The sequence below is a fragment of the Janthinobacterium aquaticum genome, from assembly GCF_009208565.1.
Lineage (GTDB): Bacteria > Pseudomonadota > Gammaproteobacteria > Burkholderiales > Burkholderiaceae_D > Janthinobacterium.
Genome location: NZ_WFLK01000003.1, coordinates 346,285 through 360,991, shown reverse-complemented (window position 1 = coordinate 360,991; position 14,707 = coordinate 346,285). Strand labels below are relative to the sequence as shown.

General features: G+C 62.5%; 17 protein-coding genes. 10 read left to right on the top strand and 7 right to left on the bottom strand.

Annotation, left to right across the window (positions count from 1 at the left end):
* The first annotated feature begins 4 nt into the window (after nt 1–4).
* From GCM43_RS07170 to mmsB, 4 genes are read left to right on the top strand one after another with little or no spacing between them, the layout of a single operon-like run.
* On the top strand, nt 5–1,165 hold the full coding sequence (locus GCM43_RS07170) for an acyl-CoA dehydrogenase family protein (RefSeq protein ID WP_152242822.1): 1,161 nt from the start codon (nt 5–7) through the stop codon (nt 1,163–1,165).
* Entirely contained in the window at nt 1,162–1,947 is a 786-nt protein-coding gene (locus tag GCM43_RS07165) for an enoyl-CoA hydratase (protein ID WP_152242821.1), read from the top strand. The genes GCM43_RS07170 and GCM43_RS07165 overlap by 4 nt, the downstream gene beginning before the upstream one ends.
* Nucleotides 1,940–3,055 carry an enoyl-CoA hydratase/isomerase family protein gene (locus GCM43_RS07160; protein ID WP_152242820.1) on the top strand — a complete coding sequence of 372 codons (1,116 nt, stop codon included), beginning with the start codon at nt 1,940–1,942 and terminating at the stop codon, nt 3,053–3,055. Before GCM43_RS07165 ends, GCM43_RS07160 begins: the two co-directional genes overlap by 8 nt.
* Before the next feature lie 10 nt (nt 3,056–3,065).
* A complete protein-coding gene (mmsB, locus tag GCM43_RS07155; protein ID WP_152242819.1) occupies nt 3,066–3,968 on the top strand; it encodes a 3-hydroxyisobutyrate dehydrogenase in 903 nt (300 codons plus the stop codon).
* Between the two features lie 155 nt (nt 3,969–4,123).
* Here the strand turns inward: mmsB and GCM43_RS07150 are convergent, their stop codons facing one another.
* Together GCM43_RS07150 and GCM43_RS07145 are read right to left on the bottom strand one after the other, a co-directional pair.
* On the bottom strand, nt 4,124–4,729 hold the full coding sequence (locus GCM43_RS07150) for a hypothetical protein (RefSeq protein WP_152242818.1): 606 nt from the start codon (nt 4,727–4,729) through the stop codon (nt 4,124–4,126).
* 56 nt (nt 4,730–4,785) lie between these two features.
* On the bottom strand, nt 4,786–5,367 hold the full coding sequence (locus tag GCM43_RS07145) for a hypothetical protein (RefSeq protein WP_152242817.1): 582 nt from the start codon (nt 5,365–5,367) through the stop codon (nt 4,786–4,788).
* A gap of 260 nt (nt 5,368–5,627) precedes the next feature.
* Between GCM43_RS07145 and GCM43_RS07140 the strand changes: the two genes are divergently transcribed.
* Both GCM43_RS07140 and hrcA read left to right on the top strand, forming a co-directional pair.
* On the top strand, nt 5,628–6,353 hold the full coding sequence (locus tag GCM43_RS07140; RefSeq protein WP_193315561.1) for an HAD family hydrolase: 726 nt from the start codon (nt 5,628–5,630) through the stop codon (nt 6,351–6,353).
* Nucleotides 6,354–6,418: 65 nt separating this feature from the next.
* Entirely contained in the window at nt 6,419–7,432 is a 1,014-nt protein-coding gene (gene hrcA, locus GCM43_RS07135; RefSeq protein ID WP_152242816.1) for a heat-inducible transcriptional repressor HrcA, read from the top strand.
* Between the two features lie 5 nt (nt 7,433–7,437).
* Here hrcA and fur read toward each other — a convergent pair whose 3' ends face one another.
* On the bottom strand, nt 7,438–7,869 hold the full coding sequence (gene fur, locus GCM43_RS07130; protein WP_152242815.1) for a ferric iron uptake transcriptional regulator: 432 nt from the start codon (nt 7,867–7,869) through the stop codon (nt 7,438–7,440).
* A 211-nt stretch (nt 7,870–8,080) separates the two neighbouring features.
* Here fur and GCM43_RS07125 point away from each other — a divergent pair, with 211 nt between their 5' ends.
* The 3 genes from GCM43_RS07125 to GCM43_RS07115 are packed head-to-tail and all read left to right on the top strand — an operon-like array spanning nt 8,081 to nt 9,852.
* Nucleotides 8,081–8,686 carry an outer membrane protein assembly factor BamE domain-containing protein gene (locus GCM43_RS07125; RefSeq protein WP_413770934.1) on the top strand — a complete coding sequence of 202 codons (606 nt, stop codon included), beginning with the start codon at nt 8,081–8,083 and terminating at the stop codon, nt 8,684–8,686.
* A gap of 21 nt (nt 8,687–8,707) precedes the next feature.
* Nucleotides 8,708–9,517 carry a 4-hydroxy-tetrahydrodipicolinate reductase gene (dapB, locus tag GCM43_RS07120; RefSeq protein WP_152242813.1) on the top strand — a complete coding sequence of 270 codons (810 nt, stop codon included), beginning with the start codon at nt 8,708–8,710 and terminating at the stop codon, nt 9,515–9,517.
* A gap of 8 nt (nt 9,518–9,525) precedes the next feature.
* Nucleotides 9,526–9,852 (top strand): barstar family protein, encoded by a 327-nt coding sequence (locus GCM43_RS07115; RefSeq protein WP_152242812.1) that lies wholly within the window; start codon nt 9,526–9,528, stop codon nt 9,850–9,852.
* Nucleotides 9,853–9,961: 109 nt separating this feature from the next.
* Here the strand turns inward: GCM43_RS07115 and GCM43_RS07110 are convergent, their stop codons facing one another.
* Nucleotides 9,962–11,212 carry a CaiB/BaiF CoA transferase family protein gene (locus GCM43_RS07110; protein WP_152242811.1) on the bottom strand — a complete coding sequence of 417 codons (1,251 nt, stop codon included), beginning with the start codon at nt 11,210–11,212 and terminating at the stop codon, nt 9,962–9,964.
* Complete coding sequence (locus tag GCM43_RS07105) at nt 11,205–12,386, bottom strand: acyl-CoA dehydrogenase (RefSeq protein WP_152242810.1); 1,182 nt, start codon at nt 12,384–12,386, stop codon at nt 11,205–11,207. The genes GCM43_RS07110 and GCM43_RS07105 overlap by 8 nt, the downstream gene beginning before the upstream one ends.
* Before the next feature lie 163 nt (nt 12,387–12,549).
* Between GCM43_RS07105 and GCM43_RS07100 the strand changes: the two genes are divergently transcribed.
* Nucleotides 12,550–13,446, top strand: a complete 897-nt coding sequence (locus GCM43_RS07100; protein WP_152242809.1) for a LysR substrate-binding domain-containing protein — start codon at nt 12,550–12,552, stop codon at nt 13,444–13,446.
* Here GCM43_RS07100 and GCM43_RS07095 read toward each other — a convergent pair.
* Together GCM43_RS07095 and GCM43_RS07090 are read right to left on the bottom strand one after the other, a co-directional pair.
* Nucleotides 13,443–13,808: a VOC family protein gene (locus GCM43_RS07095; RefSeq protein WP_152242808.1), complete on the bottom strand. Its 366-nt coding sequence runs from the start codon at nt 13,806–13,808 to the stop codon at nt 13,443–13,445. The genes GCM43_RS07100 and GCM43_RS07095 overlap by 4 nt on opposite strands.
* Nucleotides 13,809–13,884: 76 nt before the next feature.
* Entirely contained in the window at nt 13,885–14,646 is a 762-nt protein-coding gene (locus tag GCM43_RS07090) for a helix-turn-helix domain-containing protein (protein ID WP_226929367.1), read from the bottom strand.
* Nucleotides 14,647–14,707: the final 61 nt, after the last annotated feature.

Here is a 14,707-nt window from a genome sequence, read left to right as displayed (position 1 = left end):
TGCCATGGACTTTGAACTGAGCGACGAGCAGCGCGAATTCCAGCAGGCGGCGCGCGCGTTTGCCGAGGGCGAGCTGGCGCCGCATGCGGCGCACTGGGATGCCGAATCGATTTTTCCGGTCGAAACCATTGCCAGGGCTGGCGAGCTGGGCTTTTGCGGCCTGTACACGCCCGAGCGCTGGGGTGGCCTGGGCCTGTCGCGCCAGGATGCGGCCATCGTGTTCGAGGAACTGGCGGCCGGCTGCACCTCGACTACCGCCTATATCACCATCCACAATATGGTGACCTGGATGCTGTCGCGCTGGGGCCAGCAGGCGCTGTGCGATGAATGGGTGCCGGCGCTGGCCAGCGGCCGGAAACTGGGCAGCTATTGCCTGACCGAACCGCAGGCAGGTTCCGACGCCGCCTCCCTGCGCACGCGTGCGCGCAAGGATGGCGATTTTTATGTGATCGATGGCGCCAAGGCCTTTATTTCCGGCGCCGGCCAGACCGATATGCTCGTTGTCATGGCGCGCACCGGCGGCGATGGCGCGGCCGGCATCTCCGCCTTTGCCGTGCCAGCCAACTTGCCTGGCATTAGCTACGGCAAGAAGGAAGAAAAAATGGGCTGGAACAGCCAGCCTACGCGCATCATCAATTTCGACCAGGTCAAAGTGCCGGCAGCGCATCTGCTGGGTGAAGAAGGCGAAGGCTTTGCGATTGCCATGAAGGGCCTCGATGGCGGGCGCATCAATATTGCCGTGTGCTCGGTCGGTACGGCGCAGGCAGCGCTGACGCGCGCGCAGGCATACATGCAGGAGCGCAAACAGTTTGGCCGCGAACTGGCGCAGTTCCAGGCGCTGCAGTTCAAGCTGGCCGACATGCTGACCGAACTGGTGGCCGCGCGCCAGATGGTGCGCCTGGCCGCCTGGAAGCTCGACCAGCAAAGCCCGGATGCGTCCAGTTATTGCGCCATGGCCAAGCGCTTTGCCACCGATGCGGGCTTCAACGTCTGCAACGAGGCGCTGCAGCTGCATGGCGGCTACGGTTATATCCGCGAGTATCCGCTTGAGCGCCATGTGCGCGATACGCGCGTCCATCAGATCCTGGAAGGGACCAATGAAATCATGCGCCTGATCATCGCGCGAGCGATATTGAAAGACGGCGCCACGGAGAACCTGCGATGAATAAAATCTACAGCAATTTACTGGTCGAACAGAACGACCATACTGTCCTGGTCACGCTGGACAATCCACCGGCCCATACCTGGACCCTGGCCAGCCTGGCGGCCCTGAAGGAACTGGTGGCCGATCTGAACGCCGATCCCGAGGTGTATGCACTGGTGATTACCGGCGGCGGCGCCAAGTTCTTTTCGGCCGGCGCCGACCTGAAACTGTTTGCCGATGGCGACAAGGACATGGCATTCAAGATGGCCGCCGCGTTTGGCGAGGCCTTCGAGGCGTTGTCGGCGTTTCGCGGTGTCAGCATCGCCGCCATTAACGGCTATGCCATGGGCGGCGGCCTGGAGTGTGCGCTGGCGTGCGATATCCGGATTGCCGAAGAGCATGCGCAAATGGCCTTGCCGGAAGCGTCAGTCGGCCTGCTGCCGTGCGCCGGCGGCACCCAGCACCTGCCGTGGCTGGTCGGCGAAGGCTGGGCCAAGCGCATGATCCTGTGCGGCGAGCGCGTCGATGCGGAAACCGCCTTGCGCATCGGCCTGGTGGAAGAAGTCGTGCCGACCGGCAAGGCGCTGGCTACGGCGCGCGCGCTGGCGGCCAAGGTGGCGCGCCAGAGTCCGGGCAGCGTCACGGCCTGCAAGAGCCTGATCCAGGGCGCGCGCAGCCGTCCGCTGACGCAGTCGCTCCCCGACGAGCGCACGCTGTTCCTGGGCCTGTTTGACACGCAGGACCAGAAAGAAGGCGTGCAGGCGTTCCTGGAAAAACGCGCCGCGGAGTGGAAAAATGGCTGAACTGGTGCAACTTGAAGAACGCGCCTGTCCGGGCGGCATGAAGCTGGGCATCATCACGCTCGATGCGCCCAAATCCCTGCATGCGCTGAACCTGGACATGATACGCGCCATCGACGGCGCGCTGGTGCGCTGGCAGGACGACGCGCGCATCGCCTGCGTGGTGCTGCAGTCGTCAACAGACAAGGCCTTTTGCGCCGGCGGCGATGTGCGCAGCCTGCGCACGGCCGTGCTTGAGCAGCCGGGCGTAGTGCCCAACCCGCAGGCGCTGGCTTTCTTTGCCGAAGAATACCGGCTCGACTACCGCATCCATACCTATGCCAAACCGCTGCTGGTATGGGGCGGCGGCATCGTGATGGGCGGCGGCCTGGGCCTGATGGCCGGCGCCCGCCACCGCGTGGTGACCGAGACCACGCGCATTGCCATGCCGGAAATTGCCATCGGCCTGTTCCCGGACGTGGGCGGCAGCTGGTTCCTCAACCGCATGCCCGGGCGTACCGGTTTGTTCCTGGGGCTGACGGGCGCTGCGATGAATGCGGCCGACGCGCTGTTCGTGGGGTTGGGCGACTATTTCCTGCGCCAGGAAGAGCGCGCTACGGTACTCGATGCGCTGGCGCTGGCGCAATGGCATGACAATGACGAGGCCAATCACCAGCAGTTGCAGCGCCTGCTGCGCAGCCTGTCGGCGCCCGACGCTACGCTGCCAGCCTCGGAAGTGCGCCAGCATTACGACACGATTGCGGCGCTGACGCAGGCGCCTACGCTGGCCGAAGTGGCAGCGGCCATTGCCGGCTATGACGGCGACGCACCGTGGCTGCAAAAGGCGGCGCACGCACTGGGCAAGGGCGCGCCCAGTTCGGCGGCGCTGGCCTGGACCATGCGCCAGCGCACGCGTCACCTGAGCCTGGCGCAGGTGTTCCAGCTGGAACTGATCGTGGCCGTGCAATGCTGCGCCCATCCCGACTTTGCCGAAGGCGTGCGCGCCTTGCTGATCGACAAGGACGGCGCGCCGCAGTGGCAGCCGGCCAGCCTGGACACGCTTAGGGCTGCCTATCTCGATGAATTTTTTGTCGCGCCGTGGAGCACGCATCCACTGGCCGACCTGGCTTGAAGGAGTCACCATGCAACATATCGCATTTATTGGACTGGGCAATATGGGTGCGCCGATGGCGCGCAATCTGGTCGCCGCCGGCTTTCATGTATCCGTGTTCGACCTGGCGCCGGCCGCGGTGACCGCACTGGTGGACGCTGGCGCTACGGCAGCAGCGTCGGCGTCATCTGCCGTGCAGAACGCCGACGCCGTGATTACCATGCTGCCGGCCAACCAGCACGTGCAGCAGCTGTACCTGGATCAGGGCGGCATACTCGACAGGGCAAAAACCGGCGCGCTGCTGATCGATTGCAGCACCATCAGTGCCGAGGTGGCGCGCCAGGTAGCGCAGGCGGCTGGCGAGCGCGGCTTTGCCATGCTCGACGCCCCCGTGTCGGGCGGCACGGCGGGCGCCGCGGCCGGTACGCTGACCTTTATTGTCGGCGGCCCCGAGGCGGCCTTGCAGCGGGCGCGGCCTTTGCTGGAAAAAATGGGCAAGAATATTTTCCATGCAGGCGAGGCCGGCGCGGGCCAGGTGGCCAAGATTTGCAACAATATGCTGCTTGGTATTCTGATGGCCGGTACGGCCGAAGCGCTGAACCTGGGCGTGGCGCACGGGCTCGATCCCAAAGTGCTGTCGGACATTATGGCCAAGAGTTCGGGCCGCAACTGGACGCTGGAAGTGTATAACCCGTGGCCGGGCGTGATGGAAACAGCGCCAGCTTCGCGCAACTATAGCGGCGGTTTTGGCACGGCGCTGATGTTGAAGGATTTGGGGCTGGCCCAGCAGTCGGCACTGGCGGTCAATGCCCCAACGCCGCTGGGCGGACTGGTGCGCCAGCTGTACCAGATGCATGCACAGGCTGGCTATGGCACGCAGGATTTTTCCAGCATCGTGCAGTTGCTACGGCCCGGTCAGGATGGCCCCGCCTGAATTTTGGACAAAAAAAAGCCCGCTGGTAAAAGCGGGCTAAATCCAATTCTTGGAAGAGTTGGAGGAGACAGATGCAGTATGCTGCATCGCCACATATAACTCCAATTTATCTTCATAATACCGATTATATCAATCGGTAATATCACAGTTTTTCATCAGGCCGGGTTGCAAGCGATCTGTACTTTGGTCACGGCTGCTGCGCCCATGGTGCCGACGCCGGTCGACAGACCGGTCGATGGGTCGGTGGCTACCTTGCACACCAGTCCGGTCGGATTGGTCACCACGCTGATGCCGTAAGAAGCACCGTCGGCGACCGCATCAGGCATGGTAAAGGTGGTGGCAGCCTTGGCCAGCGTCAGTTGCGTGGCATTGCTGCCGTTGGCCAGCACCAGGCCGTCAACCGTCAGGCCGGTCACCGTGCCGCCCACCGTATAGACGTTTTGCGTGCAGCTGACAAAAGCCTGGATGCTCACATAATGGCCGGCCGAACCGGAACCGCTCGCTACGCTGCAATTCATGTGCGCTGGCGGCGTCTTGACGGTAATGTTGTAATCGGTGCCGTAATCAATGCGCTTAGGGAACGTAAACGTGGTGGCGCCGACGGCCGGTGAAACGGTGTCGCTACCGTTGGCCAGCACCAGGCCGGCATTGCTCAAGCCGGAAATGGTGCCGCTGACATCATACGAGGCCTTGCCGCCGCAGGCGGCCAGTCCCACGGTCAGCAACAGCGCAGCGATCGGGCACAGGCGAGATAACTTCATGTATTTCTCCAGATAATAGGGCAGACTAAATAGGCAGGCGGGTTGCAGGACGGCGCTTATTGTGGCGTGCAGCCCACGACCAGGCTGGTATTGTTGGCCGAGCCCATGGTGCCGTTCGGATTGCTGACCGTGCAAACCAGGCCGGGCGGATTGGCCAGCACGTTGACGTTGTAGGGCGAGCCGTCGCCGACCGTGCTGTCAAACGTGAAGGTGGCGCTGCCGGCCAGCGGCGCGGCGCGGCCCGAGGTGCCGTTGACCAGTACCAGGCCGGTGGCGGTCAGGCCGCTGATGGTGCCGCCCAGCGTGTATTGGTCGGTAATGCAGCTGACTAAGGTGGTCGAGACTGAATAGCTGTTGGCCTTGCCGCTGCCGTTGGTCACGGTGCAGGTAGCGCCCTTGGGCTGGGTCTTGATGGTGATATTGTAGCGGTCGTCAGATTTGATCAGTTTGGTGAAATAAAAGCTGGTGGCGCCAGCCGCAACGGCCAGGTCCTCGCCATCGTTGGTCAAGATCAATCCGGTTTTAGCCAGTCCGCTCACGCTGCCGCCCAGGTACAGATTGCCACCGCTGCCGCCACATGCCGCCAGGGTTGCAGCGCAAGCTGCCGCCAGCATCGAGCGCAGGTACAAATTTTTCATACATTCTCCAAAACGAATAAGGTAGGGAAGCGCGACGGACGCTGGCGCCGCATTAAATGGCGTATTTTAGTCTATCTGGCAAGCCGATTGACCTTCGCTTGTATCACCCTGTAACAATTCGGGTCTGGCAAGAATGCCGATGCTACAAAGCTGACACAGGCTGACACAAGGCTGACAGAGGCGGACATGCCGCAGCGAGCGATCAGTGCGACAATAGGGCGGGTCGCGCGATTGGTCGCGGCCATTGTTTGAATGATGCCATGTCTCCAGTTACTGTCAAGGCGGCCGTGCCGCCCAAAGCCATCCTGTTCGATCTCGACGATACGCTGTGGCCGATTGCACCCGTGATCGCCGCCGCTGAAACCCTGTTGCATGACTGGCTGCTGGCCCATGCACCGCGCGTGGCGCAGCAGTTTTCCATCGAAGCGCTGCGCCAGGCGCGACTGGCCATGTTGCAGCAGCAGCCCGCTTATCACGGCAACCTGATCGAATTGCGCCGTGCCGGTCTGCTGTCAGCGTTTGAGGCTGTGGGCGAAGACGTGGCGCTGGTTGATACGGCGGTGCAGCAGTTCCTGGCCGCACGCCACCGCGTGACGCTGTATGACGATGTCTTGCCCGGCCTGGCCTGGATGGGGCAGCGCCTGCTGGTCGGATCGATCTCCAATGGCAACGCAGACCTTGAAATTATCGGCCTGGCACAGCATTTCAGGATATCGATCGCCGCCAGCGACTTCGGCGTGGCCAAGCCGGACACCAGCATCTTCCTGGCCGGCTGCCAGGCGTTGGGGGTGCAACCGCACGAAGCCGTGTATGTGGGCGACGACCTGTACTTCGATGTGACGGGGGCGCAGGATGCCGGCATGCGCGCCGTGTGGATGAACCGCAAGGGCAGCGACGCGCATCTGGCGGCCGGCGTGGTGCCTGATGCCATCTGCGCCAATTTCGATGAACTGCTGCTGTGGCTGCAGGCGCAACTGGCAGATTGAGCCTTGCCTGGCGGCAGCGTGCATAATAGGCGCCATAAGACATTTTCTGAAAAACTGAACACACCATGCAACTCGATAATCGTGCCCAAACACTGCTGAAAGCCCTGGTCGAGCGTTATATCGCCGACGGCCTGCCGGTCGGTTCGCGCGCCCTGTCGAAAATTTCCGGGCTCGACCTGTCGCCGGCGACCATCCGCAATATCATGGCCGACCTGGAAGAGCTCGGCTATGTGGCCAGTCCGCACACCTCGGCCGGGCGCATTCCCACGCCACGCGGCTACCGCATCTTTGTCGATACCCTGCTGACAGTCAGGCAGCTGGACGAACAACTGGTGGAATCGCGCCTGAGCCTGCAACCGCAGCAGCCGCAAAAAACCATCGCCAATGCGGCGCAGATGCTGTCGTCGCTGTCGCAGTTTGCCGGCGTGGTGATGAGTCCGCGGCGCGAATCGGTATTCCAGCAGATTGAATTTCTGCGTCTGTCGGAAAAGCGCATCCTGCTGGTGATCGTCAGCCCGGGCGGCGATGTGCAGAACCGTCTGCTATTGACCGATGCCGACTACACGCCGGCGCAACTGGTGCAATCGGCCAACTATATCAACCAGAATTATGGCGGCCTGTCGTTTGACGCCGTGCGCGCCCGTCTGCAGAATGAATTGCGCCAGTTGCGCGACGATATGGGACATTTGATGCAGAAGGCGGTCGAAGCGGGCAGCGAAGCGATGACCGATCATTCGGACGACATGGTCATTTCGGGCGAGCGCAATCTGCTGGTCAGCGACCTGTCTTCCAACATGGGCTCGCTGCGCCAGATGTTCGACATGTTCGAGCAGAAAACCGGCCTGATGCAACTGCTCGATGTGTCGAGCAAGGCCACCGGCGTGCAGATTTTTATCGGCGGCGAATCGAGCCTGGTGCCGATGGACGAGATGAGCGTGGTGACGGCGCCGTACGAGATGAACGGCAGGATCGTCGGCACGCTGGGAGTGATCGGACCGACCCGCATGGCTTACGAGCGGGTCATTCCGATTGTCGATATTACCGCCAAGCTGCTGTCAAACGCCTTGAGCCAGCACTAGCGGTATCAGGCAGGGCGGTGCGGGCAGGCCGTCTTGATGCAGTTGCCATAGATCGCCAGTGCGTGTTCGGCAATCTTGAAACCGCGCTCTTCGGCGACTCTTTGCTGGCGTACTTCGATTTCCTCGTCGAAAAATTCTTCGACGCGGCCGCAATCGAGGCAGACCAGATGGTCGTGGTGGGAGCCCTCGTTGAGTTCGAAAATGGCTTTGCCCGTTTCAAAATGGTTGCGATTAAGCAAGCCAGCTTGTTCGAACTGGGTCAGGACGCGGTAGACAGTTGCCAGGCCGACATCCATATTATCTGCCAGCAGAATTTTATAGACGTCTTCTGCGGTCAGGTGGCGCACCGGGCTACTCTGGAAGATATCGAGTATCTTCAGCCTTGGCAAAGTCGCCTTGAGGCCACTTGCCTTGAGATCACTAGGATTGTTACTCATGTTTGTTGCTCGTATGTGGGTCAGGTGCTTTATGATATAGCGTTTTGTCGGGGCGTGCCAAAATATGCTTTTTTGGGCAGCGCAGTTACTGCCGACGTTTTTTCATCAATTTGAGGTCACTATGCGTGTCATTCCGGCTGTATTGCCATCCTTGCGTCACCGTATTTCACTCCGAGCACCGGTTGCAGCTGGCCTGGTTTGCATAGCGCTGATGGCTTCCGGCTGCGCCAATCGTGGCATTCTGGGTGAAAAGCCGGCGGCGGCCCAGCAGCAGAGCGCGGAAGTGGTGCCGGCCAGCGGCGCACAGACCACCACCGTAACGCAACTGCAGAAATTCATGTGGTTTTTCTCGCCGTACCGTCCTGACATTCAACAAGGCAACTTTGTTTCCGAAGAAATGCTGGCGCAGCTGAAAGTGGGCATGACGCGCGACCAGGTGCGTTTTATCCTCGGCACCTCGCTGCTGACCGACATCTTCCATGCCGACCGCTGGGACTACCCGTTCCGCCTGGCCCGTGGCAATGGCGAAACTACCACCAGCCGCGTGGTGGTGTTCTTTGACCAGGACGGCAAGGTCTCGCGCTTTGAAGGCGGCAACCTGCCGACGGAAAAAGAATATATCGACCGCATCGCCGGTCCATCGCCGTTTGCCAAGAAGCTGGCCAAGGCCGATGCGCCCACGCCAGTCGTGCCGTCGCCGGTAGCGCCATCGGCGGTGCCGGCCAATCCGGACAATACACCGGCCATGATTCCGGTGACCAAACCGGCGCCGGCGCCAGCCGAGACGCCCGTTGTACCTGATGCACCTGCCAAGTAATTGTTGTATAGAAAGTAAATCATGACCCAACTGAACATCGCCATTGCTGGCGCCAGCGGCCGCATGGGCCATATCCTGATCGAAGCGGTGGCCAATGCGCCCGACGCGGTACTGGCCGGCGCGCTCGATATCGCTTCCTCGCCGGCGATCGGCCAGGACGCTGCTGCTTTTCTCGGCAAGCCTGCCGGCGTGCTGATCGAGTCCGACCTGGCCAAAGGCCTTTCCGGCGCCGACTATCTGATCGACTTTACGCGCCCGGAAGGCACGCTGCAGCATCTGGCCTACTGCGCCGAGCACGGCATCAAGATGATTATCGGCACCACCGGGTTCGATGACGCCGGCAAGGCCGCGATTGCCGCTGCCGCCGAAAAAACCGCCATCCTGTTTGCGCCGAACATGAGCGTGGGCGTGAACGTGACCATGAAGCTGCTGGAGCTGGCCGCCAAAAGCCTGTCCGAAGGCTACGATATCGAGATTATCGAAGCGCATCACCGCTTCAAGGTCGATGCACCATCGGGCACCGCGTTGCAGATGGGCGAAGTGGTAGCTGGTGCCCTTGGGCGTGACCTGAAAGAATGCGCCGTGTACGGCCGCGAAGGCGTGACCGGCGAGCGCGACCCGTCCACCATCGGCTTTGCCACCATCCGTGGCGGCGACGTGGTGGGCGACCATACGGTGTTGTTTGCCGGCATCGGCGAGCGCATCGAGATCAGCCACAAATCAAGCAGCCGCGTCACCTACGCCCATGGCGCCCTGCGCGCGGCGCGCTTCCTGGCCGACAAGCCGACCGGCCTGTTCGACATGCAGGACGTGCTGTCGCTGAAAAACTGAGGAAGATCATGGCCACAGTCACCCTGAACGGCAAGGACATCACCGACGAGGCGAGTTTCCACGCGCAATGCGTGCAAGCCTTCGGCTTTCCCGCGTTTTACGGCAACAGCATGGACGCGTGGGTCGATTGCCTGAGCTACCTGCGCGACGATGAAAACATGACGCAGTTTCGTTTGAAGCCAAACGAATTGCTCGAGATCGTGGTGCAGGACGCCGACAGCATGAAGGCGCAAGTGCCGGACCTGCTGGAAGAAATCACGTTTTGCGTGGCCGGCATCAATGAACGCTACGAGGATTATGGCGAGAAGCCGGCGTTGAAGCTGACGTTGAAGTAGGTCGGATTAGGCCCTTCGGGCCGTAATCCGACAACACCACCGGCGCCAACAATGTTGTCGGATTACGGCCTGCGGCCTAATCCGACCTACGCGGTATTTACGCCGGTATTCACACCACCTTGCGCTCCCGCAACCCCATCACATCCTGCGGCTCCAACCCCAGCCACTCCCCCAGCACCTCGTCGGTATGCTGCCCCAGCAACGGCGGTGGCAGCCGATATTGCACCGGCGACGCAGACAGGCGCACCGGGTTGGCCACCAGCGCCACCTTGCCGGCTGTCGGATGCGCCATCTCCACCTTCAGGCCGCGCGCCACCACTTGCGGATCGGCAAAGACCTGGTCGATGCGGTTGACCGGGCCGCATGGTACGGCGGCCAGCTCAAAAGCTGTGATCCATTCATCTGTGGTGCGCATGACGGTGGCCTGGCGCATCAGCGGGATCAATATGGCGCGGTGCGCCACGCGCTGCGGGTTGGTGACAAAGCGGGAGTCTTCGGCCCATTCCGGATGGCCGGCAATGGCGCAGAAGCGGGCAAACTGACCGTCGTTACCGATTGCCAGGATCATGTCGCCATCGGCAGTAGGAAACGCCTGGTAGGGGACGATATTGGGGTGAGCATTGCCCATGCGCTGCGGTACGACGCCGCCGCACAGGTAATTGGCGGCCTGGTTACCCAGTGCTGCCACCTGCACGTCAAGCAGGGCCAGGTCGATATGCTGGCCCAGGCCCGAGCGCTCGCGTTCGGCCAATGCGGCCTGTACCGCAATGGTGGCATACAGTCCCGTCATGATGTCGGTCTGCGCCACGCCCACCTTCTGCGGCCCGGCACCCGGTTCGCCTTCGGGTACGCCGGTAATGCTCATCAGGCCGCCCATGCCCTGGATCAGAAAGTCGTAGCCGGCGCGCGCCGCATACGGGCCGTGCTGGCCAAAGCCGGTAATCGAGCAGTACACCAGGCGCGGATTGAGTTCGAGCAGGCTGGCTGAATCGAGTCCATATTGCTTGAGGCCGCCCACCTTGAAGTTTTCCAGCAGTACATCGGCCTGCGCCGCCAGCCGACGCACCAGCTGCTGGCCTTCCGGCGTGGCCAGGTCAATGCACAGTGAACGCTTGTTGCGGTTGGCGCACTGGAAATAGGCGGCTTCAACGGTATCGCGGCCGTCTTCGTCTTTCAGGTAGGGCGGGCCCCAGGCGCGCGTGTCGTCGCCGCGGCCCGGCTGCTCGACCTTGACCACGTCGGCGCCCAGGTCGGCCAGCAACTGGCCGGCCCAGGGCCCGGCCAGCACGCGCGACAGGTCGAGCACGCGCAGGCCGGCCAGCGGTGCGGCGCGCAGCGTGGCGGCAAGGTCCTTAACCATTGAAGGCAGCGATGCCGGTAATCGCGCGGCCGATAATCAGGGCGTGTACATCGTGCGTGCCTTCATAGGTATTGACCACTTCCAGGTTGACCAGGTGGCGGATCACGCCGAATTCGTCGGAGATGCCATTGCCGCCCATCATGTCGCGCGCCATGCGGGCAATATCGAGCGCCTTGCCGCAGCTGTTGCGCTTCATGATCGAAGTGATTTCCACCGCTGGCGAGCCGGCGTCTTTCATCTGGCCCAGGCGCAGACAGCCCTGCAGGCCCATGGTGATCTCGGTCAGCATATCGGCCAGTTTTTTCTGGATCAGCTGGTTGGCCGCCAGCGGACGGCCGAACTGCTGGCGGTCCATCACGTACTGGCGTGCTTTCAGGTAGCAGTCTTCGGCCGCGCCCAATGCGCCCCAGGCGATGCCGTAGCGCGCACTGTTGAGGCAGGTGAACGGGCCTTTCAGGCCGCGCACATCGGGAAACGCATTTTCTTCGGGGCAGAACACCTCGTCCATCACGATCTCGCCGGTAATGCTGGTGCGCAGGCCGACCTTGCCATGGATCTCGGGCGCCGACAGGCCTTTCCAGCCTTTTTCCAGCACGAAGCCGCGGATTGCGCCTTCATCGTCCTTGGCCCACACCACGAATACGTCGGCAATCGGGCTGTTGGTAATCCACATCTTGGCGCCCGACAGGCTGTAGCCACCCGGTACCTTGCGCGCGCGCGTGACCATGCTGCCCGGGTCGGAGCCGTGGTTCGGCTCGGTCAGGCCGAAGCAGCCGATCAGTTCGCCCGTGGCCAGTTTCGGCAAATACTTCTGTTTGGTTTCTTCATTGCCAAACGCGTTAATCGGCACCATCACCAGCGACGACTGCACGCTCATCATCGAGCGGTAGCCCGAATCGACACGTTCGACTTCGCGTGCGGCCAGGCCGTAGCACACATAGTTCAGGCCGGCGCCGCCATATTGCTCTGGAATGGTCGAACCCAACAGGCCCAGCGCACCCATTTCACGGAAGATGGCGGCATCGGTGCGGCCGTGGCGGAACGACTCGAGCACGCGCGGCACCAGCTGGCCCTGGCAGTATTCGCGCGCTGCGTCCTGCACGGCGCGCTCTTCGCTCGTTAGTTGTTCATCCAGCAGCAGGGGGGAATTCCAGTCGAATACAGCTTTGCTCATGTCGTGCCTCGCAAGTGGGCGCCGGAACGCCGGCGCAAGGGTAAAAGGTAGTGGAAGTCATGGTAGATTTTTGGCTAGCCTTGCGCAAACGATTTTTTCTCACCCAGATATGCGCGAGATGCATATCTTGCGCCATACTGGCAACCTGATTACCGGAGACGCCATGCCCCGCAAGATTCCCATGCTGCAGGCGCTGAACTGCTTTGAAGCAGCAGCGCGCCACCAGAGCTATACCCATGCGGCGCGCGAACTGGCGCTGACACAAAGCGCGGTGTCGCGCCAGATCGCTGCGCTGGAAACATACCTGGGCGTGCAGCTGTTCCAGCGCACGCGCCACGGCGTGCTGCTGACTGCCGCCGGTGCGTCCTATGCGCGCCAGATTGCAGCGCGCCTCGATGGTCTGGAGCGCGACACGCTCGACACCATGGCGCGCCAGGGCGGCGGCGGCGCCTTGCAACTGGCGTCCGTGCCGACCTTTGCCACGCGCTGGCTGATGCCGCGCCTGCATACGCTGGCCAGCGCGCATCCCGACATCGTGGTGCATATCGACGCCTATACCAAGCCGTTCATGTTTGCCGATACTGAATACGACGCGGCCCTGTATGCGGGCACGCCAGAACAGCTGGCGCGCTGGCCCGGCACGCGCGCGACCTTGCTGATGCATGAAGAAATATTGCCGGTGGCCAGTCCGCGCCTGTTGGCCGGGCGCAGCAGCTGGAGTGCGCACGATGTGCTGGAGCTGCCTCTATTGCAGCCGAGCACGCGTCCCGGCGCCTGGCGCCAATGGTTCGACGCCATGCAGGTCGATGGCGCACAAGCTCGCTATGGCGCGCGCTATGAATTGTTTTCCATGCTGGCGATGGCAGCGGTGCAAGGGCAGGGCGTGACCTTGCTGCCGCGCATGCTGGTGGAGACGGAGCTGGCGCGCGGCGAACTGCAGATTGTGTGCGAGCGCCCACTGCGAGGCCAGCGTGCGTATTACCTGATCGAGCCGGAAGCGGCGCATGAAAAGGCGGCGCTGCAGCCGTTCCGGCAGTGGCTGCAGCAGCAGGCCGCTTAAGCTACCTTGGCCGTATCGAAATGCGGGTTGTCGATCAGGCCGAGCTGGTTGCCGAACGGGTCCAGCAGCTCGACCGTGCGGATGCCGTCGCCAACATCGGTAATGGCATGGTGCAAGGTAGCGCCCAGGCCCAGCAGGCGCTCGACTTCGGCTTCGATGCCGTCCACGCCCCAGTACGTCACGCTGCCTTGGGTGCCCGGCTGGCCGTCGGGCAGCAGGCCCAGCTCGAAGCCGCCGATGGCAAAGCCTACGTAAAACGGCTGGTCGAAGTAAGGCGTGGTCTCGAATGCCTGGCTATACCATTGCTTGCCTTTCTCCAGGTCGGGAACGGGATAGGTGACGGTGCGCAAACCTTTGATCATGGGTATCTCCTGGTTAGAAAGTAATGGTGTCAGCATGCCACAGAGTCGGGCACCGGCGATTGTAAAAATGGAAGCTTTAGCGCTGGCGCTGCGCCAGCCATGCTTCCGGCGCGCTATGGGCAAAGTCGTGGAAGTCGTGGATCAGGTGGGACTGGTCAAAGTAGCCATATTGCAGCGCCAGCTGGGCCCAGTCGGCCTGCGCCGGCAAGTGGCGCAGTGCGCCATGCACGGCGCGAAAGCGGCAGATGCGGGCAAACAGCTTGGGACTGAGGCCGACCTGATGGCGAAATTGCAGCGCCAGATGCTGGCGCGATACGCCCAGGTTGTGCGCCAGCGCGTCCACACGCAGGCCGCCTTGCGCCCGTTCAATCACGGCGATGGCCTGCTCGATCAGGCCGGCTGGCGTTGGCGGTGCCTGTTGCAGCCGCAGCAGCAGCGTGTCTTGCAGGATGGCCAGGCGCTGCACATCGCCCAGCGGCTCGCTCCACAGTGCGTCGCCGAGGCGCAAGGCCAGTTCGCGTCCCCACAGCTGGCCCAACTCGGCGCGGCCGTCATTAAGCTCGCACAAGGGCAGCCGGAAAAAGCGGCTGGCCGCGCCGGGCTTGAAACGTGCCGCCACCGTCTGCACCAGGCCGCGACTGACCACGGCAATCGGCGCCGTCATCATGCCGACCGCAAAGCTGGCGTCCTGCTGATCCTGGCACAGGATGTCGATGCAATTGTCCGGCAGCACCTGGTGCGTGAGGGGCGCCGCACCAGCTTGCACGCGGCAGCTCCAGACGCAGTCGAGCCACGGCCGCAGGGCAGGGATGGGGGCATACTCGCGGTAGACGATCATGGGGTGGCGGGTGCAAACAGGGCAATGGCCTGATTTTACATGCGGCGCCAGCCCGTGGCTG

What these genes read in the sequence shown, in the direction of transcription:
- GCM43_RS07170 (WP_152242822.1), top strand. Translation starts at nt 5, where the DNA reads ATGGACTTTGAACTGAGCGACGAGCAGCGCGAATTCCAGCAGGCGGCG.
- GCM43_RS07165 (WP_152242821.1), top strand. Translation starts at nt 1,162, where the DNA reads ATGAATAAAATCTACAGCAATTTACTGGTCGAACAGAACGACCATACT.
- GCM43_RS07160 (WP_152242820.1), top strand. Translation starts at nt 1,940, where the DNA reads ATGGCTGAACTGGTGCAACTTGAAGAACGCGCCTGTCCGGGCGGCATG.
- mmsB (WP_152242819.1), top strand. Translation starts at nt 3,066, where the DNA reads ATGCAACATATCGCATTTATTGGACTGGGCAATATGGGTGCGCCGATG.
- GCM43_RS07150 (WP_152242818.1), bottom strand. Translation starts at nt 4,729, where the DNA reads ATGAAGTTATCTCGCCTGTGCCCGATCGCTGCGCTGTTGCTGACCGTG.
- GCM43_RS07145 (WP_152242817.1), bottom strand. Translation starts at nt 5,367, where the DNA reads ATGAAAAATTTGTACCTGCGCTCGATGCTGGCGGCAGCTTGCGCTGCA.
- GCM43_RS07140 (WP_193315561.1), top strand. Translation starts at nt 5,628, where the DNA reads ATGTCTCCAGTTACTGTCAAGGCGGCCGTGCCGCCCAAAGCCATCCTG.
- hrcA (WP_152242816.1), top strand. Translation starts at nt 6,419, where the DNA reads ATGCAACTCGATAATCGTGCCCAAACACTGCTGAAAGCCCTGGTCGAG.
- fur (WP_152242815.1), bottom strand. Translation starts at nt 7,869, where the DNA reads ATGAGTAACAATCCTAGTGATCTCAAGGCAAGTGGCCTCAAGGCGACT.
- GCM43_RS07125 (WP_413770934.1), top strand. Translation starts at nt 8,081, where the DNA reads ATGGCTTCCGGCTGCGCCAATCGTGGCATTCTGGGTGAAAAGCCGGCG.
- dapB (WP_152242813.1), top strand. Translation starts at nt 8,708, where the DNA reads ATGACCCAACTGAACATCGCCATTGCTGGCGCCAGCGGCCGCATGGGC.
- GCM43_RS07115 (WP_152242812.1), top strand. Translation starts at nt 9,526, where the DNA reads ATGGCCACAGTCACCCTGAACGGCAAGGACATCACCGACGAGGCGAGT.
- GCM43_RS07110 (WP_152242811.1), bottom strand. Translation starts at nt 11,212, where the DNA reads ATGGTTAAGGACCTTGCCGCCACGCTGCGCGCCGCACCGCTGGCCGGC.
- GCM43_RS07105 (WP_152242810.1), bottom strand. Translation starts at nt 12,386, where the DNA reads ATGAGCAAAGCTGTATTCGACTGGAATTCCCCCCTGCTGCTGGATGAA.
- GCM43_RS07100 (WP_152242809.1), top strand. Translation starts at nt 12,550, where the DNA reads ATGCCCCGCAAGATTCCCATGCTGCAGGCGCTGAACTGCTTTGAAGCA.
- GCM43_RS07095 (WP_152242808.1), bottom strand. Translation starts at nt 13,808, where the DNA reads ATGATCAAAGGTTTGCGCACCGTCACCTATCCCGTTCCCGACCTGGAG.
- GCM43_RS07090 (WP_226929367.1), bottom strand. Translation starts at nt 14,646, where the DNA reads ATGATCGTCTACCGCGAGTATGCCCCCATCCCTGCCCTGCGGCCGTGG.